Source organism: Pseudonocardia charpentierae (genome assembly GCF_031845345.1).
Taxonomy (GTDB): Bacteria; Actinomycetota; Actinomycetes; order Mycobacteriales; family Pseudonocardiaceae; genus Pseudonocardia; species Pseudonocardia charpentierae.
In genome coordinates this window covers 93,244-119,041 of the sequence record NZ_JAVREJ010000011.1, presented here as the reverse complement: position 1 = coordinate 119,041, position 25,798 = coordinate 93,244, and the positions used below count along the sequence as shown (strand labels likewise).

The 25,798-nt window shown below is 72.6% G+C and carries 20 protein-coding genes and 1 pseudogene; 12 read left to right on the top strand and 9 right to left on the bottom strand.

Annotated features, from left to right (window positions below):
- Positions 1–17 precede the first annotated feature (17 nt).
- Positions 18–797 carry an enoyl-CoA hydratase/isomerase family protein gene (locus RM445_RS16745; RefSeq protein WP_311557356.1) on the bottom strand — a complete coding sequence of 260 codons (780 nt, stop codon included), beginning with the start codon at positions 795–797 and terminating at the stop codon, positions 18–20.
- Positions 798–902: 105 nt separating this feature from the next.
- Positions 903–1,667 (bottom strand): ABC transporter ATP-binding protein, encoded by a 765-nt coding sequence (locus RM445_RS16740; protein ID WP_311557355.1) that lies wholly within the window; start codon positions 1,665–1,667, stop codon positions 903–905.
- A gap of 106 nt (positions 1,668–1,773) precedes the next feature.
- On the opposite strand from RM445_RS16740, the gene glgX reads away from it, so the two are divergent.
- The 3 genes from glgX to RM445_RS16725 all read left to right on the top strand — a co-directional run bounded on the left by glgX (position 1,774) and on the right by RM445_RS16725 (position 5,076).
- Complete coding sequence (gene glgX, locus RM445_RS16735) at positions 1,774–3,789, top strand: glycogen debranching protein GlgX (RefSeq protein WP_311557354.1); 2,016 nt, start codon at positions 1,774–1,776, stop codon at positions 3,787–3,789.
- Positions 3,790–4,022: 233 nt separating this feature from the next.
- Positions 4,023–4,256 carry an FmdB family zinc ribbon protein gene (locus RM445_RS16730; protein ID WP_311557352.1) on the top strand — a complete coding sequence of 78 codons (234 nt, stop codon included), beginning with the start codon at positions 4,023–4,025 and terminating at the stop codon, positions 4,254–4,256.
- 229 nt (positions 4,257–4,485) lie between these two features.
- On the top strand, positions 4,486–5,076 hold the full coding sequence (locus RM445_RS16725) for a LysM peptidoglycan-binding domain-containing protein (protein WP_311557350.1): 591 nt from the start codon (positions 4,486–4,488) through the stop codon (positions 5,074–5,076).
- 109 nt (positions 5,077–5,185) lie between these two features.
- Here the strand turns inward: RM445_RS16725 and glgP are convergent, their stop codons facing one another.
- Positions 5,186–7,756: an alpha-glucan family phosphorylase gene (glgP, locus tag RM445_RS16720; protein ID WP_311557348.1), complete on the bottom strand. Its 2,571-nt coding sequence runs from the start codon at positions 7,754–7,756 to the stop codon at positions 5,186–5,188.
- A gap of 206 nt (positions 7,757–7,962) precedes the next feature.
- Here glgP and RM445_RS16715 point away from each other — a divergent pair, with 206 nt between their 5' ends.
- The 4 genes and pseudogenes from RM445_RS16715 to glgB form a co-directional block, all read left to right on the top strand.
- Positions 7,963–9,957, top strand: a complete 1,995-nt coding sequence (locus tag RM445_RS16715; protein WP_311557347.1) for an alpha-1,4-glucan--maltose-1-phosphate maltosyltransferase — start codon at positions 7,963–7,965, stop codon at positions 9,955–9,957.
- Positions 9,958–10,118: 161 nt separating this feature from the next.
- Positions 10,119–11,906 (top strand): maltose alpha-D-glucosyltransferase, encoded by a 1,788-nt coding sequence (gene treS, locus RM445_RS16710; protein WP_311557345.1) that lies wholly within the window; start codon positions 10,119–10,121, stop codon positions 11,904–11,906.
- A 114-nt stretch (positions 11,907–12,020) separates the two neighbouring features.
- On the top strand, positions 12,021–13,436 hold the full coding sequence (locus RM445_RS16705; protein ID WP_311557344.1) for a maltokinase N-terminal cap-like domain-containing protein: 1,416 nt from the start codon (positions 12,021–12,023) through the stop codon (positions 13,434–13,436).
- A 101-nt stretch (positions 13,437–13,537) separates the two neighbouring features.
- Positions 13,538–15,721 (top strand): annotated as a pseudogene (glgB, locus tag RM445_RS16700) (1,4-alpha-glucan branching protein GlgB); the annotation flags it as partial.
- A 440-nt stretch (positions 15,722–16,161) separates the two neighbouring features.
- Here the strand turns inward: glgB and RM445_RS16695 are convergent.
- From RM445_RS16695 to RM445_RS16685, 3 genes are all read right to left on the bottom strand, one after another.
- Positions 16,162–17,445, bottom strand: coding sequence for a glycosyltransferase family 87 protein (locus RM445_RS16695; RefSeq protein WP_311557342.1), 1,284 nt, complete (start codon positions 17,443–17,445; stop codon positions 16,162–16,164).
- A gap of 118 nt (positions 17,446–17,563) precedes the next feature.
- Positions 17,564–18,547 (bottom strand): tetratricopeptide repeat protein, encoded by a 984-nt coding sequence (locus tag RM445_RS16690; RefSeq protein WP_311557340.1) that lies wholly within the window; start codon positions 18,545–18,547, stop codon positions 17,564–17,566.
- A 15-nt stretch (positions 18,548–18,562) separates the two neighbouring features.
- Positions 18,563–19,456 carry an SCO6745 family protein gene (locus RM445_RS16685; protein ID WP_311557338.1) on the bottom strand — a complete coding sequence of 298 codons (894 nt, stop codon included), beginning with the start codon at positions 19,454–19,456 and terminating at the stop codon, positions 18,563–18,565.
- 318 nt (positions 19,457–19,774) lie between these two features.
- Here RM445_RS16685 and RM445_RS16680 point away from each other — a divergent pair, with 318 nt between their 5' ends.
- A complete protein-coding gene (locus tag RM445_RS16680; RefSeq protein WP_311557337.1) occupies positions 19,775–20,068 on the top strand; it encodes a hypothetical protein in 294 nt (97 codons plus the stop codon).
- Positions 20,069–20,114: 46 nt separating this feature from the next.
- Here RM445_RS16680 and RM445_RS16675 read toward each other — a convergent pair whose 3' ends face one another.
- Complete coding sequence (locus RM445_RS16675) at positions 20,115–20,432, bottom strand: MTH1187 family thiamine-binding protein (RefSeq protein WP_311557336.1); 318 nt, start codon at positions 20,430–20,432, stop codon at positions 20,115–20,117.
- Positions 20,433–20,582: 150 nt separating this feature from the next.
- On the opposite strand from RM445_RS16675, the gene RM445_RS16670 reads away from it, so the two are divergent.
- Entirely contained in the window at positions 20,583–21,152 is a 570-nt protein-coding gene (locus tag RM445_RS16670; protein WP_311557334.1) for a MarR family winged helix-turn-helix transcriptional regulator, read from the top strand.
- Between the two features lie 5 nt (positions 21,153–21,157).
- Here the strand turns inward: RM445_RS16670 and RM445_RS16665 are convergent, their stop codons facing one another.
- Entirely contained in the window at positions 21,158–21,337 is a 180-nt protein-coding gene (locus RM445_RS16665) for a hypothetical protein (RefSeq protein WP_311557333.1), read from the bottom strand.
- An 80-nt stretch (positions 21,338–21,417) separates the two neighbouring features.
- Between RM445_RS16665 and RM445_RS16660 the strand changes: the two genes are divergently transcribed.
- A complete protein-coding gene (locus RM445_RS16660; protein ID WP_311557332.1) occupies positions 21,418–22,617 on the top strand; it encodes a hypothetical protein in 1,200 nt (399 codons plus the stop codon).
- Here RM445_RS16660 and meaB read toward each other — a convergent pair.
- Positions 22,563–23,555 carry a methylmalonyl Co-A mutase-associated GTPase MeaB gene (gene meaB, locus RM445_RS16655; protein ID WP_311557331.1) on the bottom strand — a complete coding sequence of 331 codons (993 nt, stop codon included), beginning with the start codon at positions 23,553–23,555 and terminating at the stop codon, positions 22,563–22,565. The genes RM445_RS16660 and meaB overlap by 55 nt on opposite strands.
- 136 nt (positions 23,556–23,691) lie before the next feature.
- Here meaB and mce point away from each other — a divergent pair, with 136 nt between their 5' ends.
- Positions 23,692–24,141: a methylmalonyl-CoA epimerase gene (mce, locus tag RM445_RS16650; RefSeq protein ID WP_311557329.1), complete on the top strand. Its 450-nt coding sequence runs from the start codon at positions 23,692–23,694 to the stop codon at positions 24,139–24,141.
- Between the two features lie 259 nt (positions 24,142–24,400).
- Positions 24,401–25,732, top strand: coding sequence for a crotonyl-CoA carboxylase/reductase (ccrA, locus tag RM445_RS16645; RefSeq protein WP_311557327.1), 1,332 nt, complete (start codon positions 24,401–24,403; stop codon positions 25,730–25,732).
- Positions 25,733–25,798 lie beyond the last annotated feature (66 nt).

The window sequence follows — 25,798 nt, the reverse complement described above, 5'->3', positions numbered from 1 at the left end:
CGGTTCACCGCGGTCGGTCAGCGCCCGGTGAACCGCGCCTTGCCCGGCCCGTGCTCGACGAACGACGCCATCCCGATGCGGCGGTCGTCGGTCGCGAACAGGCCCGCGAACAGGTCGGACTCGATGTCCAGTCCGGTGTGCAGGTCGACGTCCAGCCCGCCGTCGATCGCCTTCTTCGCCGCGGCGTAGGCCAGGGCGGGTCCGCGGGTGAACGGCTCGACGTAGGCGCGCGCACGGGCGTAGACGTCGTCGGCGGGCACGACCTCGTCGACGAGCCCGATCGCCAGCGCCTCCTCGGCGTGCACGAACCGGCCGGTGTAGACCAGGTCCTTCGCGCGGGCCGGCCCGATCAGCCGGGCCAGGCGCTGCGTCCCCCCACCGCCGGGGATCACCCCCAGCAGGATCTCCGGGACGCCCAGCGTCGCGTTCTCGGCCGCGATGCGCCGGTCGCACGCCAGCGCGACCTCCAGGCCGCCGCCGAGCGCGTACCCGGTGATCGCGGCGACCGTGGGCTTGAGCACCCCGGCGAGCGCCCCGAGCCCGGCGGACAGGCTGCGGGCGAGGGGGGCCATGTCGGCGTGGGTGAGCGACGCCATCTCCTTGACGTCGGCGCCGGCGGCGAACACCTTCGGGCCGCCGTAGACGATCACGGCGCGCACGTCGTCGCGCTCGGTGGCCTCGGCGGCGACGCGGCGCAGATCGTCCTGGACGGCGCGGCTGAGCGCGTTCATGGGCGGGCGGTCCAGCCGGACCGTGCCCATCCCAGCGTCGACCTCGAGCCGCACGAAACCCGTCACGCTCCGCACCCTAGCCGGGCTCGCCGGTGCGCCAGGGTTCGCAGCATGGTGGCTTTGCTGCACTCCGACCGCAGCAAAGCCACCATGCTGATGTCGCGGCTCACCTCAGCGCAACCACGCTGTGTAACGACCCCGCCGCCGCTGCACCACCAGGGGCAGGCCGAACGTCGCCGACAGGTTCTCGTCCGTCAGCACATCGTCCAGCAGCCCCGCCGCCACCACCTTCCCCGACCGCAGCAGCAGGCCGTGGCTGTAGCCGGGCGGGATCTCCTCCACGTGGTGGGTCACCAGCACCGACGCCGGCGCGTCGGCGTCGTTCGCCAGCAGCGACAACCGGGCCACGAGGTCCTCCCGGCCGCCCAGGTCCAGGCCCGCCGTCGGCTCGTCGAGCAACAGCAGCTCGGGGTCGGTCATCAGCGCCCGCGCGATCAACGCCCGCTTCCGCTCGCCCTCCGACAGCGTCCCGTAGGCGCGCCCGCCCAGCCCGCGCAGTCCCAGCGCGCCGAGCAGCTCGTCCGCGCGGGCCGCGTCGAGCGGGTCGTAGCGCTCCCGCCAGCGCCCGATCACCGCGTACCCCGCGCTGATCACCACGTCGCGGACGGTCTCGTCGGACGGCACGCGCAGGCCCAGCGCCGCCGACGACAGGCCGATCCGCGTGCGCAGCTCGAACACGTCGACGCGCCCCAGCCGGGAGCCGAGGATCTCGACGGCTCCCTGTGACGGATGGATGTCGGCGGCGGCCAGCCGCAGGAGGGTCGTCTTGCCCGCACCGTTCGGACCGAGGACGACCCAGCGCTCGTCGAGCTCGACGGCCCAGTCCACGGAGTCGAGCAACGTCGTGTCACCGCGGCGGACCGACACACCCTCCATCCGTATGACGTAGTCACCCGCGTCGGAGACGGCGGGCTCACTCCTTGTGGGAAACAACGACTCGGAAGGCGATCCGTGTGCGGCCACGGGCCTATCCTCGCCGATCGTGTCCGTCTTCCCGTTGGGTGCCCATGTCGATCCCGACGGGGTCCGGTTCGCCGTGGCGTCGTCCAGCGCGGAGGCGGTCGAGGTCTGCCTGGTCGACGGCGATCCGGACGAGCCGACCGAGCGTCGGTTCGCCCTCACCGAGCGCACCTTCGGGGTCTGGCACGGGCACGTGCCCGGCGTCGGCGTGGGCCAGCGCTACGGCTACCGCGTGCACGGCCCGTACCGGCCGTGGGACGGCCCGCGCGCGAACCCCGCCAAGATCCTCGTCGACCCGTACGCGCGGCAGATCGCCGGCACGATCACGGACCTCAAATCGGCGCGCGGCTGGGAGATCGACCCGATGACCGGGCCGCCCAGCACGGTCGACTCACTGGGGTACGTCCCGCTCTCGGTGGTCACCGGCGCGCTGCCCCCGGTCGCCGGGCCGAGGCCGGACATCCCGTGGTCCGAGACGGTGATCGCCGAGGTGCACGTCCGCGGCTACACCCGGCTGCACCCGGACGTACCGCCCGAGCAGCGCGGCACCTATCTGGGGCTGGCCCATCCCGCCGTCGTCGCGCACCTGCGCCGCATCGGGGTGACGGCCGTCGAGCTGCTCCCCGTCACCGCGACGCTCGACGAGCCCCCGCTGCTGGACCGCGGAGTCACCAACTTCTGGGGCTACTCGACGCTCGGCTTCTTCGCCCCGCACCCCGGTTATGCCAGCGTGCCCGGCGCGGAGGTCGAGGAGTTCCGCGCGATGGTCGACGCCCTGCACGAGGCCGGCATCGAGGTGCTCCTCGACGTGGTGCCCAACCACACCTGCGAGGGCGGCGTCGACGGCACCACGATCTCGTTCCGCGGCCTCGACGCCCCCGCCTACTACAGCCTGCGCGGCGGCTACGACGCCGACATCACCGGCACCGGCAACACCCTCGACGCCGGTTCGCCGACGGTCGTGCGGATGGTGTGCGACGCCCTGCGGAACTGGGTGACGGCGTTCGGCGTCGACGGGTTCCGCATCGACCTCGCGAGCGTGCTGGGGCGCCCGCGCTCCGGGCCGTTCGACCCGCACGCCCCCATGCTGACCGCCATCGCGACGGACCCCGTGCTCGCGCAGTGCAAGCTGATCGCCGAGCCGTGGGACGCCACCGGCGAGGGCTACCGGGTCGGCGGCTTCCCGGTCGCGTGGTCGGAGTGGAACGGCCGCTACCGCGACGCCGTCCGCGACTTCTGGCGCGGCCACGGCGCGATCGGCGAGCTGGCGTCGCGGCTGACCGGGAGCGAAGACCTCTACGGGCTGTCGCTGCGCCGGCCGTGGGCGTCGATCAACTTCGTGACGGCCCACGACGGCTTCACGCTGCGCGACCTCGTGAGCTACGAACGCAAGCACAACGAGGCGAACGGCGAGGACAACCGCGACGGCACCGACGACAACCGCTCGCAGAACTTCGGCGTCGAGGGCGAGACGACCTCGCCGGTGGTCCGCGCACGCCGGATGGACGCGGCGCGGGCGCTGCTCGGCACGCTGCTGCTGTCGACGGGCACGCCCATGCTGCTGGGCGGCGACGAGCTGTGGCGCACCCAGGGCGGCAACAACAACGCCTACTGCCTCGACGACAAGACGTCGTGGGTCGACTGGTCCGGCGGCGTCGAGGCGGAGCGGTTGACGGCGTTCGTCGCCCGCCTGGTGGAGATCCGCCGGTCGTCGGTGACGCTGCACCGCGACCGCTTCTACCGCGACGGCGACGTCACGTGGTGGCACTTCTCCGGCCGCCCCCTGAGCCACGGCGACTGGCACGACCACGGCACGCGCTCGCTGGGCCTGCTCGTCGGGGAGTGGCTGATCCTGCTGCACTCAGGCGACGCCGCGCCGTGCACGCTGCCACCGGGAGGCCCGTTCACGCCGGTGGTCGACAGCACCCGCGACGATGGCACGCCGGTGAGCTCCCGCCCGCTGCCGGGCGGCACGACGATCACCCTCCCGACGGGCTCGCTGCTGCTCCTGCGCCGGGACGTCCCGCCGGCCGAGTGATCCGCGAGTCGGCACGTTCGTCAGCGCGAGTCGGCACGTTCGTCAGCGCGAGTCGGCACGTTCGTCAGCGCGAGTCGGCACGTTCGTCAGCGGGCCGCCGAGCACCCTCTTCGCAGAGTCCGCCGCCTCTTCACAGAGTCCGCCGCCTCTTCACAGAGGCGAGTGCCGCTGCGAGGACGCCACGGGGTCTGCGAAGACGTCGAGCACGAAACGCGCCGCGGTACCCTCCGACCGTGCCGCGCTACGACTTCCGATGCCGTCAGTGCTCCACCACCTTCGAGGTCGACCGGCCCATGGCCGCAGCGGGCGACCCGGCGCGCTGCCCGTACGGGCACGCGGACACGGTCAAGCTGCTCAGCACCGTCGCCCTCGGCGGCCGGGCCGCCTCCGGCCGCGCGCCCATGACCGCCGCACCGGCCGCGCCCGCCGGCGGTGGGGGCTGCTGCGGGGGCGGCTGCTGCGGCTGACCGGCGGCCACTCCGCGCGCCGACCGCAGGCCCGCATCGGTTCCGGCACACGCACGCACGCGAATGTGCCGCGACGTCCCGGCGATCGCCATACACCTGCGGTCGTCACCGGACAGCGACCGGGGCGGCCGACCCTCGATGGGGACGCCGCCCCTAACCTCCGCAACGCGGAGTGATCGCGCCCGGGGTCGCCGGCCGCGCGGCCTCCGCCCGAACGGAAGGACGTGCAATGAACGTGCTGTCGAGCGGGTCGGTCCTGAAGCCGGGCGACTCCATCACGTCGCAGAACGGCCGCTACCGGCTGGAGCTGCAGTCCGACGGCAACCTGGTGCTCACAGGTCCGACCGGGCTGGCATGGGACTCCGACACCCGCGGCAAGAGCGTCGCGACCGCCGAGATGCAGACCGACGGCAACTTCGTGCTCTACGGCGCGGACCGCAGCGTGGTGTGGACCGCGGACACCACCGGTCCGGGTGCGCAGCTGGTGCTGCAGGACGACCGCAACCTGGTCATCCTCGCCGCGGACGGCACCACCCTGCTGTGGACGCCGAACTGCTACGTGACCGAGGCCGAGCGGGCCGCGGAGGAGCAGGCCATCGCCGACGAGCAGGCGCAGCAGGCTCCCGCAGCCCCGGCGGCACCGGCCCCGGCAGCCACGCCCGCCCCGCAGACCTACACGGTCCAGCGCGGCGACACGCTCTCGGCGATCGCCAAGCGCTTCTACGGCCACGCGGGCGAGTACCGGCGCATCGCGGCGGCGAACAACATCGCGAACCCGGACCTGATCCACCCGGGCCAGCAGCTGGTCATCCCGGCCTGACGGCGGCCCGTCACGGGCCGCCCCCACCGCAGCATGGTGGCTTTGCTGCACTCCTACCGCAGCAAAGCCACCATGCTGAGCTCGTCCACTCGGCCGGGAGGCGGGCCGATCAGCCCGCCAGCACGACCTTCCCCAGCTCCACCGGCGACGCCAGCAGCGGGTTGTGCGGCAGAACCCGCACCGTGTAGCCCGTCAGCCCCGCGTGCGGCAGCTGCACCCCCGCCTCGAACCGCTCCGCCCCGTCGGGCTCCGCGCCGTCCACCGGGCCCACGTGCTTCATCGGCACCGTCACGGTCTCGGTCAGCTCGTCGGTCTCGCCCACGCGGCCGACCACCGCTTCGACGGCGACGTCCGTCGGGTCCAGCCCCGCCAGCGCCACCACCGCGCGCACCGTCATCGGGGCCCCGACCACCGGCGTGTCCGGCAGCCCGGAGGCGTCCACCCCGACCACCTTCACCGACGGCCACGCCGCGTTCAGCCTTGTCCGGAACGCGGCCACCTCACGGGCCGGCGCGAAGTCGTCCGTCGCGATGCGGCGAGCGGCCCGGGCGGCCGGGCTGTACCAGTCCTCGACGTACTCGCGCACCATTCGCGTGGCCTGCACCTGCGGCCGCAGCGTGGTCAGCGTGTGGCGCACCAGCTCCACCCACCGGTGCGGCACGCCCTCCGTGCGGTCGTAGAACGCCGGCGCCACCTGCGTGGCGAGCAGCTCGTAGAGCGCGTTCGCCTCGAGGTCGTCGCGGCGGTGCGGGTCGTCGACGCCGTCCGCGGTCGGGATCGCCCAGCCGTTGGCGCCGTCGTAGAACTCGTCCCACCAGCCGTCGCGGATCGACAGGTTCAGCCCGCCGTTGAGCGCCGACTTCATCCCCGACGTGCCGCACGCCTCCAGCGGGCGCAGCGGGTTGTTCAGCCAGACGTCGCAGCCCCAGTACAGGTAGCGGGCCATCGACATGTCGTAGTCGGGCAGGAACACGATCCGGTGGCGCACGGCCGGGTCGTCGGCGAAGCGCACGATCTGCTGGATCAGCGCCTTGCCGCCGTCGTCCGCCGGGTGCGCCTTGCCCGCGACCACCAGCTGCACCGGCCGGTACGGGTCGAGCAGCATGTCGCGCAGGCGGTCCGGGTCGCGCAGCATCAGCGTGAGCCGCTTGTAGGTCGGCACGCGCCGGGCGAAGCCGACGGTGAGCACGTCGGGATCGAAGACGTGGTCGGTCCAGCTCAGCTCGGGCACGGACGCCCCGCGCTGCAGCCAGGCCTCGCGCACCCGGCGGCGCACCTCGCCGACCAGGCGGGTGCGCAGGCTCGTCCGCAGGTCCCACAGCAGGGCGTCCGACGGCCCGTCGCCCTCGAGCGCGGCGGGGTGCGGCGCGGGCGGCCCGATGAGCGCGGTGACCTCCTCGGCCTCCCAGGTCTGGCCGTGCACGCCGTTGGTCACCGAGCCGATCGGCACCTCGGTGGTGTCGAAGCCGCTCCACAGGTCGCCGAACATCCCCCGCGAGACCGCACCGTGCAGCTTCGAGACGCCGTTCGCGCGCTGGGCCAGCCGCAGGCCCATGTGGGCCATGTTGAACATGCTCGGGTTCTCTTCGGCGCCGAGCGCGAGCACGCGGTCGGTCGCGACGCCGGGCAGCAGCGCGTGCGCCTTCGCGGAGTCGTCGAAGTAGTGGCGCACCATGTCGAGCGGGAACCGGTCGATGCCGGCCGGCACCGGCGTGTGGGTGGTGAAGACCGTGCCGGCGCGCACCACGGCGAGCGCCTCGTCGAAGTCGAGACCCTCGGCGTCCTGCAGCTCGCGGATGCGCTCCAGGCCCAGGTAACCCGCGTGTCCCTCGTTGGTGTGGAACACGCGGGGAACGGGGTGTCCCGACGCGGCGCAGAAGGCGCGCACGGCGCGCACCCCGCCGACGCCGACGAGGATCTCCTGGCGGATCCGGTGGTCCTGGTCGCCGCCGTAGAGGCGGTCGGTGACGCCGCGCAGGTCGGCGTCGTTCTCCTCTATGTCGGAGTCGAGCAGCAGCAGGGGGACCCGGCCGACCGCCGCCCGCCACACCCGCGCGTTGAGCACGCGACCGCCGGGCATGTTCACCGAGACCAGCGTCGGAGCACCGGACTCGTCGGTCAGCAGGTGCAGCGGCAGGCCCTGCGGGTCCAGGACGGGGTAGGTCTCCACCTGCCAGCCGTCGAGGGCGAGCGACTGGCGGAAGTAGCCGGAGCGGTACAACAGCCCGACGGCCACCAGCGGCACACCGAGGTCCGACGCCGCCTTCAGGTGGTCGCCGGCGAGCACGCCGAGGCCCCCGGAGTAGTTCGGCAGGACCTCCGAGACGCCGAACTCCATCGAGAAGTACGCGACGGCCTCGGGCAGGTTCGGGTCGTCCTCGTTCTCCACCTGGTACCAGCGCGGTTCACCCAGGTAGGCCGCAAGGTCGTCGGCGAGCTCACGCACGGTGACGACGGTCTCGGCGTCGGCCGCGAGCTCCGCGAACCGGGCGGACGAGATCTCGCCCAGCACGCGGACGGGGTCGTGCCCGCTGCGCTCCCAGGCCTGGTGATCCAGTGAGGCGAACAGGTCCTGCGTGGGCGGATGCCATGTCCACCGCAGGTTCATCGCAAGGGTCTGCAACGGCTGGAGTGGCGCGGGCAGCTGGGCACGGACGGTGAAGCGACGCAGGGCTCTCACGGCCCGCAGCGTACGGGTAGCGGTCAAGTGATCGATTAAGGAGCGCGCCGGATCCGGCACCCCGTCACCCGTCGGTGACGCCCCGCGCACCACCCACGTGAAGATCATGTAATCGTGGCCCGGCCAGCGGGAACCCGGTGCCGAACTGGTCGGGATCGGGTAGGTACGGTCTGCCCGTACACGTAGAGAGTTCCGGGGGTGCGCTGATGACCGGTCGGCTGGGTATCGACGACGTCACGCCGAAGGTGGGTGACGGTCACCATCCCGGCAAGGCCGTCGTCGGCGAGGTCGTCCCCATCGGTGCCTCGGTCTGGCGCGAGGGCCACGACGCGATCGCCGCGAACGTCGTGTGGAAGAAGGTCGGCAGCGACGGCCCGGGCCAGCACATCCGGATGGCACCGCAGCCCGACGACGTCGACCGGTTCGCCGCGACGGTCGTGCCGGACGAGCCCGGCCTGTGGACCTTCCGGGTCGACGCCTGGAGCGACCCGTGGGCGACCTGGCGACACGCCGTCACCGTGAAGCTCAAGGCCGGGCAGAGCCCGGACGAGCTGGCGAACGACCTCGAGGTCGGCGCCCGGCTGCTGCAGCGCGTGGGCCGCAGGCCTGCCGAGCGCGCCAACCGCGACCTGCTGTTCGCGGCGGCGAACGCGCTGCGCGACACCGCGCTCCCCCTGCAGGACCGGGTCGCGCCCGCGCTCTTCCCCGCCGTGCAGACGATCATGGTCGAGCGGCCCGTCCGTGAGCTGATCACCCGCGGCCAGCCGCACCAGATCTACGTCGACCGCACCCGCGCGCTGTTCGGCTCCTGGTACGAGTTCTTCCCCCGGTCGACCGGCGGCCGCGACGAGAACGGCCGCCCGGTGCACGGCACGTTCGCCACGTCGACCAAGGAGCTCGACCGCGTCGCCGCGATGGGCTTCGACGTGGTCTACCTGCCCCCGATCCACCCCGTCGGCACCGTGCACCGCAAGGGCCCGAACACCGCCGCGCTGCCTGGCGGCAACCCCGTCGCCGAGCCCGGCGACGTCGGCTCGCCGTGGGCGATTGGGTCCGCCGAGGGCGGGCACGACGCGATCGACCCCGCGCTGGGCGACTTCGACGACTTCGACGCCTTCGTCGCCCGCGCGAAGGACCTCGGCATGGAGATCGCGCTCGACTTCGCGCTCCAGTGCGCCCCGGACCACCCGTGGGTGGCCGCGCATCCCGAGTGGTTCACCGTGCGCCCCGACGGGACGATCGCCTACGCCGAGAACCCGCCCAAGAAGTACCAGGACATCTACCCGGTCAACTTCGACAACGACCCCACGGGCATCTACGCCGAGTCGCTGCGCGTCGTGCTGCTCTGGGTGGAGCACGGGGTGCGGATCTTCCGGGTGGACAACCCGCACACCAAGCCGCCGAACTTCTGGCACTGGCTGATCTGGCAGGTCAAGGCCAAGTACCCGGACGTGCTGTTCCTCGCCGAGGCGTTCACCCGCCCGGCACGGCTGTTCGGCCTGGCCCGGCTGGGCTACACGCAGTCGTACACCTACTTCACGTGGCGCACGGGCAAGGAGGAGCTGACCGAGTTCGCCCTCATGCACGCCGAGCGCGCGGACGAGTGCCGGCCCAACCTGTTCGTCAACACCCCGGACATCCTCCACGAGTCGCTGCAGACCGGCGGCCCGGCGATGTTCGCGATCCGCGCGACGCTGGCGTCGACGTTCTCACCGACCTGGGGCGTCTACTCGGGCTTCGAGCTCTTCGAAGGCGACCCGGTGAAGCCCGGCAGCGAGGAATACAAGGACTCCGAGAAGTACCAGCTGCGCCCGCGCGACTTCGCAGGCGCCCTGAACGAGGGCCGCTCGCTCGAGCCGTACCTGACCCGGCTGAACGAGATCCGCCGCGCGCACCCGGCGCTGCAGCAGCTGCGCGACATCCACTTCCACCACACCGACAACGACCAGGTCATCGCCTACTCGAAGACGGACGTCAGCACCGGCGACACGGTGCTGGTGGTGTGCACGCTCGACTCGTACAACCCCCAGTCGGCCAACCTCGCACTGGACATGCCGGCGCTGGGCGCCGACTGGGGCGACACCCTCGTCGCGCACGACGAGGTGAGCGGCGCGACCTTCCACTGGGGCCAGTTCGCGTTCGCGCGGCTCGAGCCGTTGAACGCCGTCGCGCACATCCTCAGGATCACCCGCGCCACCTGACCCACCGCTCACTCACACTCGCACCACCTTCTCGACGGGGCCACCGGCGTCCCTGCTTGATCTTTCTGGGCAGACGCCCGGTGGGCCCGCTCTGCCCGTTCCGCAGGCCCGCGCTCCACCTCCCCCACCCACCGCCACCGCCGAGATGACCGAGGCCACGAATGTCACGTCCGCTGCACGCGCAGGTCGACCAGGCCGTCATGGCCGACGGCAGAGTCGCCGAGACCACGTCCGAGGACTACGGCCAAGCCCGCACGCTGGGCGTGGACCACGACTGGTTCAAGCGGGCGGTGTTCTACGAGGTGCTGGTCCGCGCGTTCGCCGACTCGAACCGCGATGGCACCGGCGACATCCGCGGGCTCACCGAGAAGCTCGACTACATCCAGTGGCTGGGTGTCGACTGCATCTGGCTGCCGCCGTTCTACGACTCGCCGCTGCGTGACGGCGGCTACGACATCCGCGACTTCCGGGCCGTGCTGCCGGAGTTCGGCACCGTCGACGACTTCGTCGTGCTGCTCGACGAGGCGCACAAGCGCGGCATCCGGGTGATCACCGACCTCGTCATGAACCACACGAGCGACCAGCACGCCTGGTTCGAGGAGTCGCGCCGCAACCCGGACGGCCCCTACGGCGACTTCTACGTCTGGTCGGACGACGACACGCGCTACCCCGAGGCGCGGATCATCTTCGTCGACACCGAGACGTCGAACTGGACCTACGACCGGGTGCGCGGCCAGTTCTTCTGGCACCGCTTCTTCTCCCACCAGCCCGACCTCAACTACGACTGCGAGGCCGTGCAGGAGTCGATGATCGACGTCCTGCGCTTCTGGCTGGACCTGGGTATCGACGGCTTCCGGCTCGACGCCGTGCCCTACCTGTTCGAGCGCGACGGCACGAACTGCGAGAACCTGCCCGAGACGCACGCCTTCCTGCGCCGCTGCCGCAAGGTCATGGAGGACGAGTACCCGGGCCGGGTGCTGCTGGCCGAGGCCAACCAGTGGCCCGCGGACGTCGTCGAGTACTACGGCGACCCCGAGGTCGGCGGCGACGAGTGCCAGATGGCGTTCCACTTCCCGCTGATGCCGCGCATCTTCATGGCGGTGCGCCGGGAGAACCGCTTCCCGATCTCGGAGATCCTCGCCCAGACCCCGCCCATCCCGGCGGGCTGCCAGTGGGGCATCTTCCTGCGCAACCACGACGAGCTGACGCTCGAGATGGTCAGCGACGAAGAGCGCGACTACATGTACGCGGAGTACGCCAAGGACCCGCGGATGAAGGCCAACATCGGCATCCGCCGCCGCCTGGCCCCGCTGTTGGAGAACGACCGCAACCAGCTCGAGCTGTTCACGGCTCTGCTGCTGTCGCTGCCAGGCTCGCCGGTGCTGTACTACGGCGACGAGATCGGCATGGGCGACAACATCTGGGCGGGCGACCGCGACGGCGTCCGCAGCCCGATGCAGTGGACCCCGGACCGCAACGCCGGGTTCTCCAGCTCCGACCCGGGCCGGCTGTACCTGCCGATCATCATGGACCCGCTGTACGGCTACCAGGCCGTGAACGTCGAGGCCCAGCTGAACTCGACGACCTCGCTGCTGCACTGGAACCGGCGGATGATCGAGATCCGCAAGCGGCACCAGGCGTTCGGGCTCGGCGACTACCGCGAGCTCGGCGGGTCGAACCCGACGGTGCTGTCCTACATGCGCACCTACGGCCAGAAGGATCAGCACAGCAAGCACGACGGCGACATCGTGCTGTGCGTCAACAACATGTCGCGCTTCCCCCAGCCGGTGGAGCTGGACCTGTCGGAGTGGCAGGGCGCCGTGCCGCACGAGCTGACCGGCGGCGTGCCGTTCCCGGCCATCGGCGAGCTGCCCTACCTGCTCACGCTTCCGGGTCACGGTTTCTACTGGTTCTCCATCACGCCCGCGGGACCGGACTCCAGGCCGTAAGGTCACATCCGGCCAGGTCAGGTCCGGCGGGGTGAACCCTCGCCGGGCGCTCGGCCACTTCGGACGCGGAACGTGACGGTCCGGCGCGACGGCGCCGGCGAAGGAGGCGCAGCAGTGACGTTCGTCGAGGAACTCGTGCCGCACCTGCCCGAGTGGCTCGGGCGGCAGCGGTGGTTCGGGGCGAAGGGACGGGAGGTCAGCGGCGTCGAGGTGGCGTCTGTGAACTCGCTGACGACCTCGCTGACCGACGCCGAACCGCTCCTCGACCTGCTGGTGCTGGCCGTCTCCTTCGCCGACGGCGGTCCGGTCCAGCACTACCAGCTGCTGCTCGGCCGCCGCCGGGAGGCGCGCGGCGAGCTGGAGCACGTCACCATCGGCCATGTCGACGGCCTGTGCGCCTACGACGCACTGTGGGACCACACCGCCACGGCCTGGCTGCTCGAGGAGGTCCGCGCCGGGCGGACGATCGGCGACATGCGGTTCGTCCCTGAACCGGGAGCCGTGCTCGCGCCACCCGGCCTGGGGCGGGTGATGAGCGCCGAGCAGTCCAACACCTCCGTGGTGTTCGGCGAGAAGACGATCATGAAGCTGTTCCGGCGGCTCAACCCGGGCGTCAACCCGGATCTGGAGCTGCACCGGGCGCTGCGGTCCGTCGGCAGCAACGACGTCGCCGCGTTGCAGGGGGCCATCGAGGGCACGCTCGGCGGCGAGCCCACCACGCTCGCAATGCTCCAGGACTTCGCCGGCAACTCCGCCGACGGCTGGGCGATGGCCCTGGCCTCGGTCCGCGACCTCTTCGCCGAGGCGGACCTGCGTGCCGACGAGGTGGGCGGCGACTTCGCAGGCGAGGCCTCCCGGATCGGTGAGACCGTCGCCGGCGTGCACTCCGAGCTGGCCCGGGTGCTGGGCACAGCGGAGCGCGACCCGGCCGAGTTCGCCGCCGCGTGGAGCGCCCGCCTGGACGCCGCCGCACGCGACGCACCCGTACTCCTGCCGCACGTCGACGCGGTGCGTGCCGTGTACGAGGCGGTCGCCGGGCTGACCGAACCGGTCCCGATCCACCGCGTGCACGGCGACCTGCACCTGGGGCAGTTGCTGCGCACCACGCAGGGCTGGCTGATCCTCGACTTCGAGGGCGAGCCGTCCGCGCCGCTCGCGGAACGGCGCCGCCTCGACTCGCCCATGCGCGATGTCGCCGGAATGCTCCGCTCGTTCGACTACGCGGCGTTCTTCCAGCTGCTGTCGACCGATCCGCGCGCACTCGCCGACGACCGGACCGCGCCGTCGCCCCTGCTCTGGCACGCGAAGGAGTGGACGGCCCGCAACCGCGACGCGTTCTGCGACGGCTACGCGCTGCGGGCCGGTGCCGACCCGCGCCGCCACGGCCCGCTCCTGCGCGCGTTCGAGCTGGACAAGGCCGTGTACGAGGTGGTCTACGAGACCCGCAGCCGCCCGAGCTGGGTCCCGATCCCGCTGTCGTCGATCAAGCGGCTGACGGCCGGTGCGACCTCGGACTCCGCCGCAGGCTGACGCCCGGAAATCCGTGCTCCCACCGACCGGAGCCAGGTGCAGCGCGGACGTGATGAGCGCAATAAGGTTCGTCCGTGGACCGCGAACAACAGACCCAGACGATCGACGCCTCCCCGCCCGACCAGGGCACGATCGACCGCGTCCTGGGCGGAGCCCACCACAACCCGCACGGGATCCTGGGCGCGCACCTGCTGGCGAACGGCACGGTGGTACGCACGCTGCGCCCGCACGCCGACGAGGTGCTGGTACTCGTCGACGGTGACCCCGGGCGGACCCATCCACTGGTCCGGGTGCACGACGCCGGGCTGTGGTCCGGCGTGGTTCCCGAGGCGCCCGGCGACTACCGCCTGCAGGTGCGCTACGGCGACGACGTCCACGTGGTGGACGACCCGTACCGCTGGCTGCCCACTCTCGGCGAGATCGACCTGCACCTGATCGGCGAGGGCCGCCACGAGCGGCTGTGGGACGCCCTCGGCGCCCACGTGCGCACCTACGACACCCCGAACGGCGACGTCACCGGCACCAGCTTCGCGGTCTGGGCGCCCACGGCCCAGGGCGTGCGCGTCACCGGCGACTTCGACGGCTGGGCCGGCTGGACGCACCCGATGCGCTCGCTGGGCAGCTCCGGCGTCTGGGAGATCTTCGTGCCCGGCGTCGGCGTCGGCACCCGCTACAAGTACCGGATCCTCGGCCAGGACGGCCAGTGGCGCGACAAGGCCGACCCCATGGCCTTCGCGACCGAGATCCCGCCGTCCACCGCATCGGTCGTCACGGCGCTGCACCACGAGTGGGGCGACGACGAGTGGATCGCGAAGCGGGCGAAGAGCAAGGCGTACGCCGAGCCGATGAGCGTCTACGAGGTGCACCTCGCGTCGTGGCGGCAGGGGTTGGACTACCGGGAGATGGCCCACCAGCTCGTCGAGTACCTCGACGAGACCGGTTTCACCCACGTCGAGCTGCTGCCGGTGGCCGAGCACCCGTTCGGCGGGTCGTGGGGCTACCAGGTCACCTCGTACTACGCGCCGACGGCCCGCTTCGGCACCCCGGACGACTTCCGGTACTTCGTCGACACGCTGCACCAGGCCGGCTACGGCGTGATCGTCGACTGGGTGCCCGCGCACTTCCCCAAGGACGAGTGGGCGCTGGCCCGCTTCGACGGCACCCCCCTCTACGAGCACGCCGACCCCCGCCGCGGCGAGCAGCCCGACTGGGGCACCTACGTCTTCGACTTCGGCCGACGCGAGGTGCGCAACTTCCTCGTCGCGAACGCCCTGTACTGGATCGAGACGTTCCACATCGACGGCCTGCGGGTCGACGCCGTCGCCTCGATGCTCTACCTCGACTACTCGCGCTCCGAGGGCGAGTGGCTGCCCAACATCTACGGCGGCCGCGAGAACCTCGACGCGGTGGCGTTCCTGCAGGAGATGAACGCCACCGTCTACCGCCACCACCCCGGCGTGACGACCATCGCCGAGGAGTCGACGGCGTGGCCGGGCGTCACCCGGCCCACCCATCTCGGCGGACTCGGCTTCGGGTTCAAGTGGAACATGGGCTGGATGCACGACACGCTCAGCTACATCGGGAAGGACCCGATCTACCGGGGCTACCACCACAACCAGATGACGTTCTCGCTGATGTACGCCTTCAGCGAGAACTTCGTGCTGCCGATCAGCCACGACGAGGTCGTGCACGGCAAGGGCTCACTGTGGGAGCGGATGCCCGGCGACGCCTGGAACAAGGCCGCGAACGTGCGCGCGCTGCTGGCCTACATGTGGGCGCACCCGGGCAAGCAGCTGCTGTTCATGGGCCAGGAGTTCGGGCAGGCCCGCGAGTGGTCCGAGGAGCGCTCACTGGACTGGGACCTGCTCGGCAACCCGCTGCACGGCGGCATCAAGACGCTGATGGGCGACCTCAACCGGGTCTACAAGGACTCGCCTGCGCTCTACACGCGCGACAACACGCCCGAGGGCTTCTCCTGGATCGACGCGAACGACGCCGCCGGGAACGTGCTGAGCTTCCTGCGGCACGGCGTCGACGCCGACGGCAACCCGACGGTCCTCGCCTGCATCGCCAACTTCTCCGGCGGCCCGCGCGACGACTACCGCGTCGGCCTGCCCTTCACCGGGCGCTGGCGCGAGGTGCTCAACACGGACGCCGAGATCTACGGCGGGTCGGGCGTCGGCAACTTCGGGGTGGTCGAGGCCGAGCCGGTGATGTGGCACGGGCGGCCGGCCTCGGCCGCGCTGCGTCTGCCGCCGTCGGGTGTGCTGTGGCTGGCGCCCGAGCGGTCGGTGGTGGACGAGGTCGGGGCCGAGCAGGCCGCCGACATCGGGCAGACCACGCCGGTGGCGCCGTTCGCCCCGGAGGTCGTCGACGACACCACCCCGGCGGTGACCGTTCCCGACTCCCCCGCCGGGCTGACCGACAGACCCGAGCTGACCAGCGGCAACGGGGCCGTCGGCGAAGACGTCGACCTGGCCTACGCGGTCGACGACGACGAGGCACCGCCCGTGCCCGCGACCGACACCGACGTCGACGCGGGGCCCATTCCCTCGGCCACCGATGCCGACGCGCCGCACTTCTCGGACGAGGCTTCGGCCGAGGCGGTGGCGCACCACGCCGAACTGCTCGACGAGGCCCCGTCGGCCGGCGTCAGTGCAGACGCCCCCGTGGTCGCGCCCGAGGTGCCGGAGGTGGAGTACCCGCCGCTGGGCGGTGAGGCGGATCAGGTGCCGCCGGACACGGCGACCGAAGACGAGCCGCCGGCACTGGAGCTGGCCCCGGGCGCCGCGGAGGCCGTGCTCGACGAGCCGGTGTCCGGCTCGGACGTCACCGAGAGCGCCGTGGCCGTCGGTGGCTCGTCCCGCCTCTCGGTGCCGTCGGCCACCCGACCGGCCGACGACGACCCCGACGCTCCGGAGAGCAGCACCCACCAGTAGGCGAGCAGCACGACGCAGTAGAGGGTCCGGCCGGGGAGCGCCCACCACTCTCCGGCCGGCCACAGCGCGTTCCACGACACGGGCACCACGGCGACGGCCAGCAGCACCGCCGCGCGACCTGGCCGGTGCGGGGTGGGTATGCCGCGGGCGATGAACAGCAGCACGCCGGGCCACAGCAGCATCAGGTAGTTGTGCCAGGCGATCGGCGACATCAGCAGGCCGGCGGCCAGCACCGCCCACGGTGCGGTGCCGGCGGGGTCGACCTGCCCGCGCCGCCGGTACAGCACAGCCAGCGTGCCGGTCAGCACAGCCAGGCCGAGCACCGTGCCCACCGCCGACGGCAGCCCGAGCCGGACGGCCAGGCCGGGCAGCGAGGCGTTGTCCGCGGTGTCGGGCACGGGCTCGCTGAGGCCGATCCGCAGCCACTGCCGCCCGCTCGCCGGGCCGGCCACCAGAACGCCGAGCAGTGACGCCGCAGCCGCGCCGCCGAACCCCGCGGCGGCCGGGCGCCATCGGCGCAGCACCAGCGGGAGCAGCAGCAACGGCGCGAGCGACGGCTTGAGCGCCACGGTGACGCCGTAGCACGCGGCGGCGAGCAGCGGGTGACCGTGGCGTTCGGCGACCCATCCTGCGACCAGCCCGACCAGCAGCAGCCCGTAGATCTGCCCGAGCAGCAGCGTGCCGTGCAGCGGTGACGAGGCGAGCACGACGAGCACGACGGCCGCCGTCGGCCCGGCGGTGAGCCGCAGCTCCCGGGCCACCACCACGACCGCACCGACCACCATGATCAGGGTGAGCACGACGAAGAGGCGGTAGGCCGGCAGGGCGTCGAGCAGCGCGAACGGTGCCAGCAGCACGGCGAGCACCGGCGGGTTCAGGTTCCGCAGCTTCGCCGGGGTGTCGTAGATGTCGCCGCCGTGCGTGAGCGCGACGGCCGACGCCCGGAAGGTGTCGAAGTCGGGGTGCAGCTCATGCATGTCCGGCGAGGGCAGCAGGGCGACGAGCGGCGGCGGGAAAGCGAGGTGCAGCGCGACGGCGCCGGCCACGCAGGCGAGCACGAGCAGTGCCACGACACGGTGACGTACGCGGCCACGACGGACACGGGCACGGGGACGACCGCGAGGGGCCGGGCGGACGTCGGACACGACCGTCCACGGTATCCGACGCCGCCGCCCGCTCTTCCCGGGCTCAGAACAGGGCGCGCGCCAGTGCTCGCCGGGCGGTGGCGACCCGCGGGTCGTCGACCGGGAACAGTTCGAACAGCCCCACGAGGTGCTGCCGCGCGCGGTCGCGGTCGTCGCCCCCCGTCCGCGCGACGACGGCAACCAGCCGGGCGAACGCGGCGTCCACCCGGTCCACCGCCACCTCGGCGTCGGCGGCCGCGAGCTGGGCGTCGAGGTCGTCCGGCGCGGCGTCGGCGCGCGCGATCGCCGACGGATCGGCGTTCTCCGCCCTGGCGAGGAAGCGGACCTGCGACAGTGCCGCAGCGGCCTGCTCGTTGTCCGGCTCCGCGGCGAGGATCGCCTGGTAGGCGGCCTCGGCCGCGGCGTAGTCGCCGAGCTCCAGTGCGTCTTCCGCCGCGGTGAAGCGGGGATCGTCCGGCTCCTCCTCGACGGGAGCCTCACCTGCGGCGGCCGCAGCCTTCTCCGCGGCGACGATGCCCGGCATCCGGTCGCGCAGCTGCTCGATCATCGAGTCGATGGTCTGGCGGACCTGCGGCTCGGGCAGCACGCCGTTGAACAGCTGCAGCGGCTGCCCGCCGACGACGGCGACCACCAGGGGGATCGACTGCACGCCGAACGCCTGCGCGATCCGCGGGTTCGCATCGACATCGACCTTGGCCAGGATCCACGTCCCCTGACCGGCCGCGGCGAGGCGCTCCAGCACCGGGGAGAGCTGTTTGCAGGGGCCGCACCACTCCGCCCACAGGTCGACGACGACCGGCACCTCGAGCGAGCGCTCCAGCACCTCTGCCTGGAACGTCTCCTCGGAGACGTCGATGACCCACTGCCCGGTGGCGGCGGAGACATCCGTGGCCGGCGCCGAGGCACGTGTGGCGGCTGCCTCGGAACGGGCCTTCACGGCGGCGAGATCGACCGCGCCGGCCATGGCGCGGGACAGCGCGGCGGTCTGGGCCGCCTTGCGGGGATCGGGACGCGACACGCGTTCCATCCTGGCACGACGAGCTCAGGCGGGCGTCGTCACCGTCGGCAAAGGCGCAAGGCCCATCGGGTTGTCGCGCATGAACCCGTCGCCCGCCACGATCGCCCGCACGACCGGCTCCACCAGCTCGGTCAGCCGCGCTGCGCGCGCGTCGCCCAGCGCCGCGACGGCGGCGTCCGCGAGGGTGTCCGTGCGCTCCTCGACGGCGGCGCGCACCGCCCGCCCCGGAGCGGTCAGCGTCGCGTCGGCGCCCAGCAGGCCCCGGTCGACCAGCCGGTCCACCCCGGCCGCCCACTCGTCGTCGCTCCACCCCCGGCGGGTGCGCATCCAGCCCCCGTCCATCGCGATGTCGGCGGCGAACAACGCCAGCGACTCCACGGGATCCAGCTCCGCGGTGAGGAGGGCGGCGACGTGCCCGTCGCCCCGCTGCTCGCGCAGCACCGTCTGGGCGTGCCACAACACGAGGTGCGGCGGCTCCGGCCAGGGCAGGGCGGCGTTCGCCGCGCCGAGCGCCCGCCCCGCCGTCGGGGCGGCGAGCGCGGCCTCGCGGGCGAGATCGGCGGCCTCGGCCATCTCGGCCGACCGCAGCACGTCGCCGCCGAGCAACCGGTGCAGCGCCGCGTCGACCGCCTCCAGACGCACGGCGAGGAACCGCTCCGGCGACGCCACCTTCCACGTGTCCGGCACCGCGCGGGCCACGAGCCGAGGGGCGAAGCCGTAGAACAGCGCCGCGATCACCTCCGGCGGGGCCGCGCCCAGCGGCGCGGCCCGCAGCGCGAAGTAGCTCATCCAGTACCCGCGCGTGCCCAGGTCCGTGCATGCCGCCTGCGACTCCGGGGCGAAGTAGACGACCGCGTGGTAGGGCTCCACCGCACGCCACAACCGCCGGGCGCGATGCTCGGCCGCCTGCTCTGCCATGTGTTCTCCGATCCCGACAGGTGTTCTCCCCGGTCCCGCCACCGGACCGTAGGTCGTGGCGGCCCGGACGGCCAGTGCCGCTCCGGCGGCCGTGATGACGGCTTCTCCGGCCCGCCCCGTCACCCGGTGCAACCGGCCCGGCCCGGACCCACCCGACCGGGGACGGGTTGATCACCGTTCCGGTGGAGCACCCCGGCGCGCGGCCAGCTCGTTGCAGGGGTGCGCGGTGCGCGACGTCGACCGGGGCCGTGCCTCACACGTCCTCGGCAAACCCGCCGCCCGCGCGGCTTCCCTTTCCCGTCGTAGTAAGGACATCCGATGAGCTCGGACAACACCGTCGCCGACCGCCTCCTCGACGACGCGCGGAAGAAGACCGCGCGCCAGGAGAACCCCTCGACCGGCAAGGTGGCGCTGATCGTCGGCGTCATCGCCCTGCTCGTCAGCCCCGTCTCCATCCTCGGATGGATCGTCGGTACGGCCGCCGTCGTCACGGGCGCCATGGCCGTCAAGCACCCGACCGCCGCCAAGAAGGGCAAGATCGCCATCGGCCTCGGCGTGGCCGCGATCCTGATCGGCATCTTCTTCTTCACCCTGAACATCGCGATGCGCTGACGGCGTCCGACGCCCGGCGGGGCCGGCCACCGGCCCCGCCGCACCGTCAGCCGTCGTCGGCGGTCGTGCCGCCGAGCGCCTGCTCCACCCGCTCGACCTTCGCCTGCAACTGGCCGGTCCACCCCGGCCGGATGTCGGCCTTCAGCACCAGACTCACCCGCGGCGCTCTGGCCGCGACCGCCTCGACCGCCCGCTTCACCACCTCCATCGCCTCGTCCCACGTCGGTGCCTCGATCGTGGTGAACATCGAGGTGGTCTCGTTCGGCAGGCCGGACTCCCGGACCACCCGCACCGCCTCGGCCACCACGTCGCCGACACTGTCCGTTCCGCCCCCTGAGGGCGCCACGCTGAATGCCACAAGCATGCGGGCCAGCGTGCCGCAGCCGGATCGCGGAACGCGACCGCTGGCCACCGCCGATCACCGTCCACTTCGGACGTGACGCCGACGCCGCCGGCCGACGTTGCAGGCCGGTCGGCGAAATGGTGGCGGACGACACTGCTAGCGTCGCCCGCCATGACGTCGCGGGAGCCCCTGCCGTTCGACCCCATCCTGCGCGCGGCGGCGTTGTGGGACGAGCGAATCGGGCCGTCGCGCACCATGGCGGCGGTGACGAGCGTGATGCGCGTGCAGCAGATCCTGCTCTCGGCCGTTGACGGCGCCCTGCGCCCGCACGGGCTCACCTTCGCCCGATACGAGGCACTGGTGCTGTTGAGCTTCTCCCGGAATGGCCGCCTGCCCATGCGGGTGATGGGTGAACGGCTGCAACTGCATCCCACGAGCGTCACCAACATCGTCGACCGGCTGCAGGCCGACGGCCTGGTGCGCCGCGTACCCCATCCCACGGACCGGCGGGCCACGCTCGTGGAGATCACCGACGGTGGCCGGGCTTCGCTCGAGGACGCCACCAAGGCGGTGACCGACGTCGACTTCGGCCTCTCCGGCCTGACCCCGGAGGAGGAGACGGAGCTGACCGGCCTGCTCAGCAGGGTCCGCCACGCCGCAGGCGATTTCTCGATCGAGCCGGGGCCCGACGGGGCGGACGACGCCCTGCTCGACGACGAGGCCTCCGCCGGCCTGCACTGACCTCTTCATCGGCCGTGCCGCCGCCGGGAGCCGCGGCGGGGCCCGGGCCAGATGCGCCCGACTCGCCGCTTCAGGCGCCCGTCGCCCCGGCCGGCCCGTCGGCGACCGCGCCGGGCCCCGAACCCGACCAGCGCACCACCCGTCGCCCCCGCGAGGGCGCACACCCCGCACGTCGTCGCGTCCATCCGCTCTCCCCTGCCGGTGTTGACGACCTGTTGCCTCAACACCGTTGACGGTACGGCCGGCCACCGACATTCTCGGATCCGTGACTGCCGGACGACCGACCTCGCTGCGCGCCGCTCGGGCTGTCCAGGGCTGGTCACAGACCGAGGCCGCGCGGGCGCTGGCCGAGCTGGCCTCGACGCGGGGCGTCGCCGTCGCGTCCACCGCCAGCCTCAAGACGCAGCTCTCCCGCTGGGAGAACGGCCACGCGACACCGGAGACGCCCTACCGGGCCCTGCTCGGTGAGCTCTATGCGGGCTCCGGCGTCGACCTGGCCCCCACCGACCCGGCGTCGGTCGGCCCGGCCGACCCCGCCGAACGCCTGCGCGCCCGGCTCGCGGCCGCTGCCGCGGTCGACGGCGACGTCATCGCCCTGTGGCGCACCCAGCTCACCACCGCACGGCAGCTCGACGACCGGCTCGGCACCGCCGGTGCCGAAGATGCGGTCCGCGTGCTGGTCGAGCAGCTCGAGGCCGTTCTGCCACACATCCCCGATCCGGACCGGCGCCGCCCCGTCGCCGTGCTGCTCGCCCGGGCCTGTCTGCTGGCCGGCACACAGGCGCTCGACACGGGCGACGCCGAGGCCGCCGTCGCGCGGTTCACCCGCGCCGCCGAGGCCGCCCACGCGGCGGGGTCGGTGAGCGTCGCGGTCGAGGCGGCGGTCGGGCACGCCGACGCCCTGGTCGAGGTCGGCGCGCCCGGCGACGCGCTCGCGGTGCTGGAGAACGCCCTCGACCCGGTGCCCGCGGACCGGGCCGGCGAGATCCCGGATCCTGCCGGTTTCCTGCTCGGCGCCACCGTGGCGCTCGTCCGCGCCGCCGCAGGCGACGCCGACGGCGCGTACCGGGCACTCACCCACGAGCCGCCCATCGAGCAGGTGACGGCCGCAGTGGATGTCGCGCACGCGCTCGTCGGCCTTGCGGTCGAACTGGCCGGGCCGTCGCCCGACCTCCGCCACCGGCGCGGCCGCGCCCTCGCGCTGCTTCACGACGACGCGGCGATCGACCACCTGGCCGGCTCGCTGACGGACGGGTCGCCCTCGGCCCGCGAGCGGGCGGCGACGCACGCCGACCTCGCGCTCGCCCTCACCGCCGCCGGCCGCGGCGACGAGGCCGCCCCGCATGCGCGGGCTGCGCGCGAACTCGCCACCCGCATCGGCTCACGGCGCGTGCTGCGCCGCCTCGACGGTCACGGACTCTCCGCCGGGAGTGCGGTCTCCAGCAGCGCGTCGGCGGCGCGGTAGGGATCCAGCTCGCCCGCCGCCACGCGGTCGGCGAGCCCGGGCAGCGCACCGGCGCCACGGACGTCGCCGATCCGGACCCGCACCTGCTCCAGCGCGATCGCCTCGACCTCGGCGGCCGCCCGCGCTCGCCTGCGAACGGCCCGCGCACCGGTCTCGTCGAGCCACACCCGGTGCGCGTCGAGGGCGGCCACGAGGTCGTCGACGCCCTCGCCCCGCACCGCGACCGTCGACACGACGGGTCGCGTCCACCCCGTGCCGTGCTCCCTGCCGCCCTCGGACATCGCGATCGCGTACTCGAGGTCGCGCACGGTCCGCCGGGCGCCGTCGCGGTCCGCCTTGTTCACCGCGAGGATGTCGGCCACCTCGAGGATCCCGGCCTTCGCCGCCTGCACGCCGTCACCCATCCCCGGTGCGAGTAGCACCACCGTGGTGTCGGCCAGCGCGACCACCTCGACCTCGGACTGCCCGACGCCGACGGTCTCCACGAGCACCACGTCGCACCCCGCGGCGTCGAGCACCCGCAGTGCCTGCGGGGTGGACCAGGCCAGTCCGCCCAGGTGCCCGCGGCTGGCCATGGAGCGGATGAACACCCCCTCGTCCGTCGCGTGCTCGCCCATCCGCACCCGGTCGCCGAGCAGCGCGCCCCCGGAGAACGGCGACGAGGGGTCGACGGCGATCACCCCCACCCGACGACCGCGCCGCCGCAGTGCGGTGACCAGCGCAGAGGTCGACGTCGACTTGCCCACGCCCGGGGGGCCCGTCAGGCCCACCACGTGGGCACGCCCGGTGTACGGCGCGAGCCGGGCCGCCACGTCACGCAGCAGCGCACGGCCGGCCGCGCTGTCGGTCTCGACGAGCGAGATCAACCGCGCGACCGCGCGGTGCTCCCCCTGCCGGGCGCGCGCGACCAGGTCCGCGACGTCCTGGGGGCGACTCACGGCCGGACCATACCTGCCGAAGCGGGCACCGCAGATGTGGCGAAATCCGCCTTTCAGCCTGACGAACGTGCCGACTCGCGAGGTGACGTGACCCGTCCCACACGGCACCGCGCAATCTCCCGCTTACATTCCGGACATGACGACCTCATCGTTGGGCGCCCTCGTGACCGGCGTCGACCACGTGGGCATCGCGGTCGCCGATCTCGACGAGGCGATCGCCTGGTACGCCGACACGTTCGGTCTCGTGGCGACGCACACCGAGACCAACGAGGAGCAGGGCGTCCGCGAGGCGATGCTGTCGGCTCCCGGCGACACGGGCGCGGCCGTCCAGTTGCTGGCACCGCTGCGCCCCGACTCGCCGATCGGGAAGTTCATCGACCGCAACGGGCCCGGCATCCAGCAGATGGCCTACCGCGTCGCCGATATCGACGCGGCGTGCGCCGCGCTGCGCGACAAGGGGGTGCGTCTGCTCTACGACGCGCCGCGCCGGGGGACCGCGGGCTCGCGGATCAACTTCGTCCACCCGCGCGACGCCGGGGGCGTGCTGGTCGAGCTCGTCGAGCCGGCCGCAGCGGCCGGGCACTGAGCCCGGACCTCACCCGACGACCAGGTACCACACAGCAATGACCGGGAATGTAGGTGCGGCACACATAGTGTCGCGCTGCGCGACATTCTTAACGTCGCCATCACCGGTGCTGCTCTTTCACCCACGGAGCACACCGCGTGGCATGGGTCACAGTACCGCCGCAGACATCGGTGGAAGCGCCCAGCCCGGTTACGATACTGATCAGTAGCTTGGTGTACCAAGCATACCGGGTCACGACTTCAGCCAGCGGAGGCCAGCCGTGCAGGAAATCCTCGACGCCATTCTCGCCGAGCAGTACGACGCCGTCGGAGCGCTCGACATCCCCGATCACTACCGGGGGGTGACGGTGCACGCGGACGAGGCGGAGATGTTCGCGGGGATTCCCTCGTGGGAGAAGGACCCGCGCAAGAGCCTGCACGTCGACGACGTCGCGACGCCCGAGCTGGGCCCCGGCGAGGCGATCATCGCGGTGATGGCCAGCGCCATCAACTACAACACGGTCTGGACGTCGATCTTCGAGCCGATCTCGACCTTCAGCTTCCTCAAGCGCTACGGCCGGCTGTCCCCGCTGGCCAAGCGGCACGACCTGCCGTACCACGTCGTCGGTTCGGACCTCGCCGGCGTCGTGCTGCGGACGGGGCCGGGCGTCAACGCCTGGAAGGCGGGCGACCGGGTCGTCGCGCACTGTCTCTCGGTCGAGCTCGAGAGCCCGGACGGGCACGCCGACACGATGATGGACCCCGAGCAGCGCATCTGGGGCTTCGAGACGAACTTCGGCGGCCTGGCCGAGCTCGCGCTGGTGAAGTCGAACCAGCTCATGCCGATGCCGGCGCACCTCACCTGGGAGGAGGCCGCCAGCCCCGGGCTGGTCAATTCCACCGCCTACCGGCAGCTCGTCTCGCGCAACGGCGCCGGCATGAAGCAGGGCGACACCGTGCTCATCTGGGGTGCGTCGGGCGGTCTGGGCTCGTACGCCACCCAGTTCGCGCTCAACGGCGGCGCCACCCCCGTGTGCGTCGTCTCCTCGCCCGAGAAGGCCGAGATCGTTCACCGGATGGGCGCCGAGTGCGTCATCGACCGCAGCGCCGAGGGCTACAAGTTCTGGCGCGACGAGCACACGCAGGACCCGCGCGAGTGGAAGCGGTTCGGCGCGAAGATCCGCGAGCTGACCGGCGGCGACGACCCCGACATCGTCTTCGAGCACCCGGGCCGGGAGACCTTCGGCGCGAGCGTGTACGTCGCGCGTAAGGGCGGCACCATCGCCACCTGCGCCTCCACGAGCGGGTTCATGCACGAGTTCGACAACCGCTACCTCTGGATGAACCTCAAGCGGATCATCGGCTCGCACTTCGCGAACTACCGTGAGGCGTGGGAGGCGAACCGGCTGATCGCCAAGGGCCTGATCCACCCCACGCTGTCGAAGGTCTACCCGCTCGACGAGACCGGGCAGGCCGCGCTCGACGTCCACACCAACGCCCACCAGGGCAAGGTCGGCGTGCTGGCGCTGTCTCCCGAAGAGGGCCTCGGGGTCGTCGACCACGAGCGGCGGGAGCGCCACATCGCGGAGATCAACCTCTTCCGCGGGGTTTAGAAGATGAGCGTCCCCGGGCGGGGAACGCCGACGCTCCCCGCCCGGGTGACAGTGACCGATCGCGCT

What these genes read in the sequence shown, in the direction of transcription:
- RM445_RS16690 (WP_311557340.1), bottom strand. Translation starts at nt 18,547, where the DNA reads ATGGAACGCGTGTCGCGTCCCGATCCCCGCAAGGCGGCCCAGACCGCC.
- RM445_RS16725 (WP_311557350.1), top strand. Translation starts at nt 4,486, where the DNA reads ATGAACGTGCTGTCGAGCGGGTCGGTCCTGAAGCCGGGCGACTCCATC.
- mce (WP_311557329.1), top strand. Translation starts at nt 23,692, where the DNA reads ATGACGACCTCATCGTTGGGCGCCCTCGTGACCGGCGTCGACCACGTG.
- RM445_RS16670 (WP_311557334.1), top strand. Translation starts at nt 20,583, where the DNA reads ATGACGTCGCGGGAGCCCCTGCCGTTCGACCCCATCCTGCGCGCGGCG.
- RM445_RS16715 (WP_311557347.1), top strand. Translation starts at nt 7,963, where the DNA reads ATGACCGGTCGGCTGGGTATCGACGACGTCACGCCGAAGGTGGGTGAC.
- RM445_RS16740 (WP_311557355.1), bottom strand. Translation starts at nt 1,667, where the DNA reads ATGGAGGGTGTGTCGGTCCGCCGCGGTGACACGACGTTGCTCGACTCC.
- treS (WP_311557345.1), top strand. Translation starts at nt 10,119, where the DNA reads ATGTCACGTCCGCTGCACGCGCAGGTCGACCAGGCCGTCATGGCCGAC.
- RM445_RS16685 (WP_311557338.1), bottom strand. Translation starts at nt 19,456, where the DNA reads ATGGCAGAGCAGGCGGCCGAGCATCGCGCCCGGCGGTTGTGGCGTGCG.
- RM445_RS16665 (WP_311557333.1), bottom strand. Translation starts at nt 21,337, where the DNA reads ATGGACGCGACGACGTGCGGGGTGTGCGCCCTCGCGGGGGCGACGGGT.
- RM445_RS16675 (WP_311557336.1), bottom strand. Translation starts at nt 20,432, where the DNA reads ATGCTTGTGGCATTCAGCGTGGCGCCCTCAGGGGGCGGAACGGACAGT.
- RM445_RS16680 (WP_311557337.1), top strand. Translation starts at nt 19,775, where the DNA reads ATGAGCTCGGACAACACCGTCGCCGACCGCCTCCTCGACGACGCGCGG.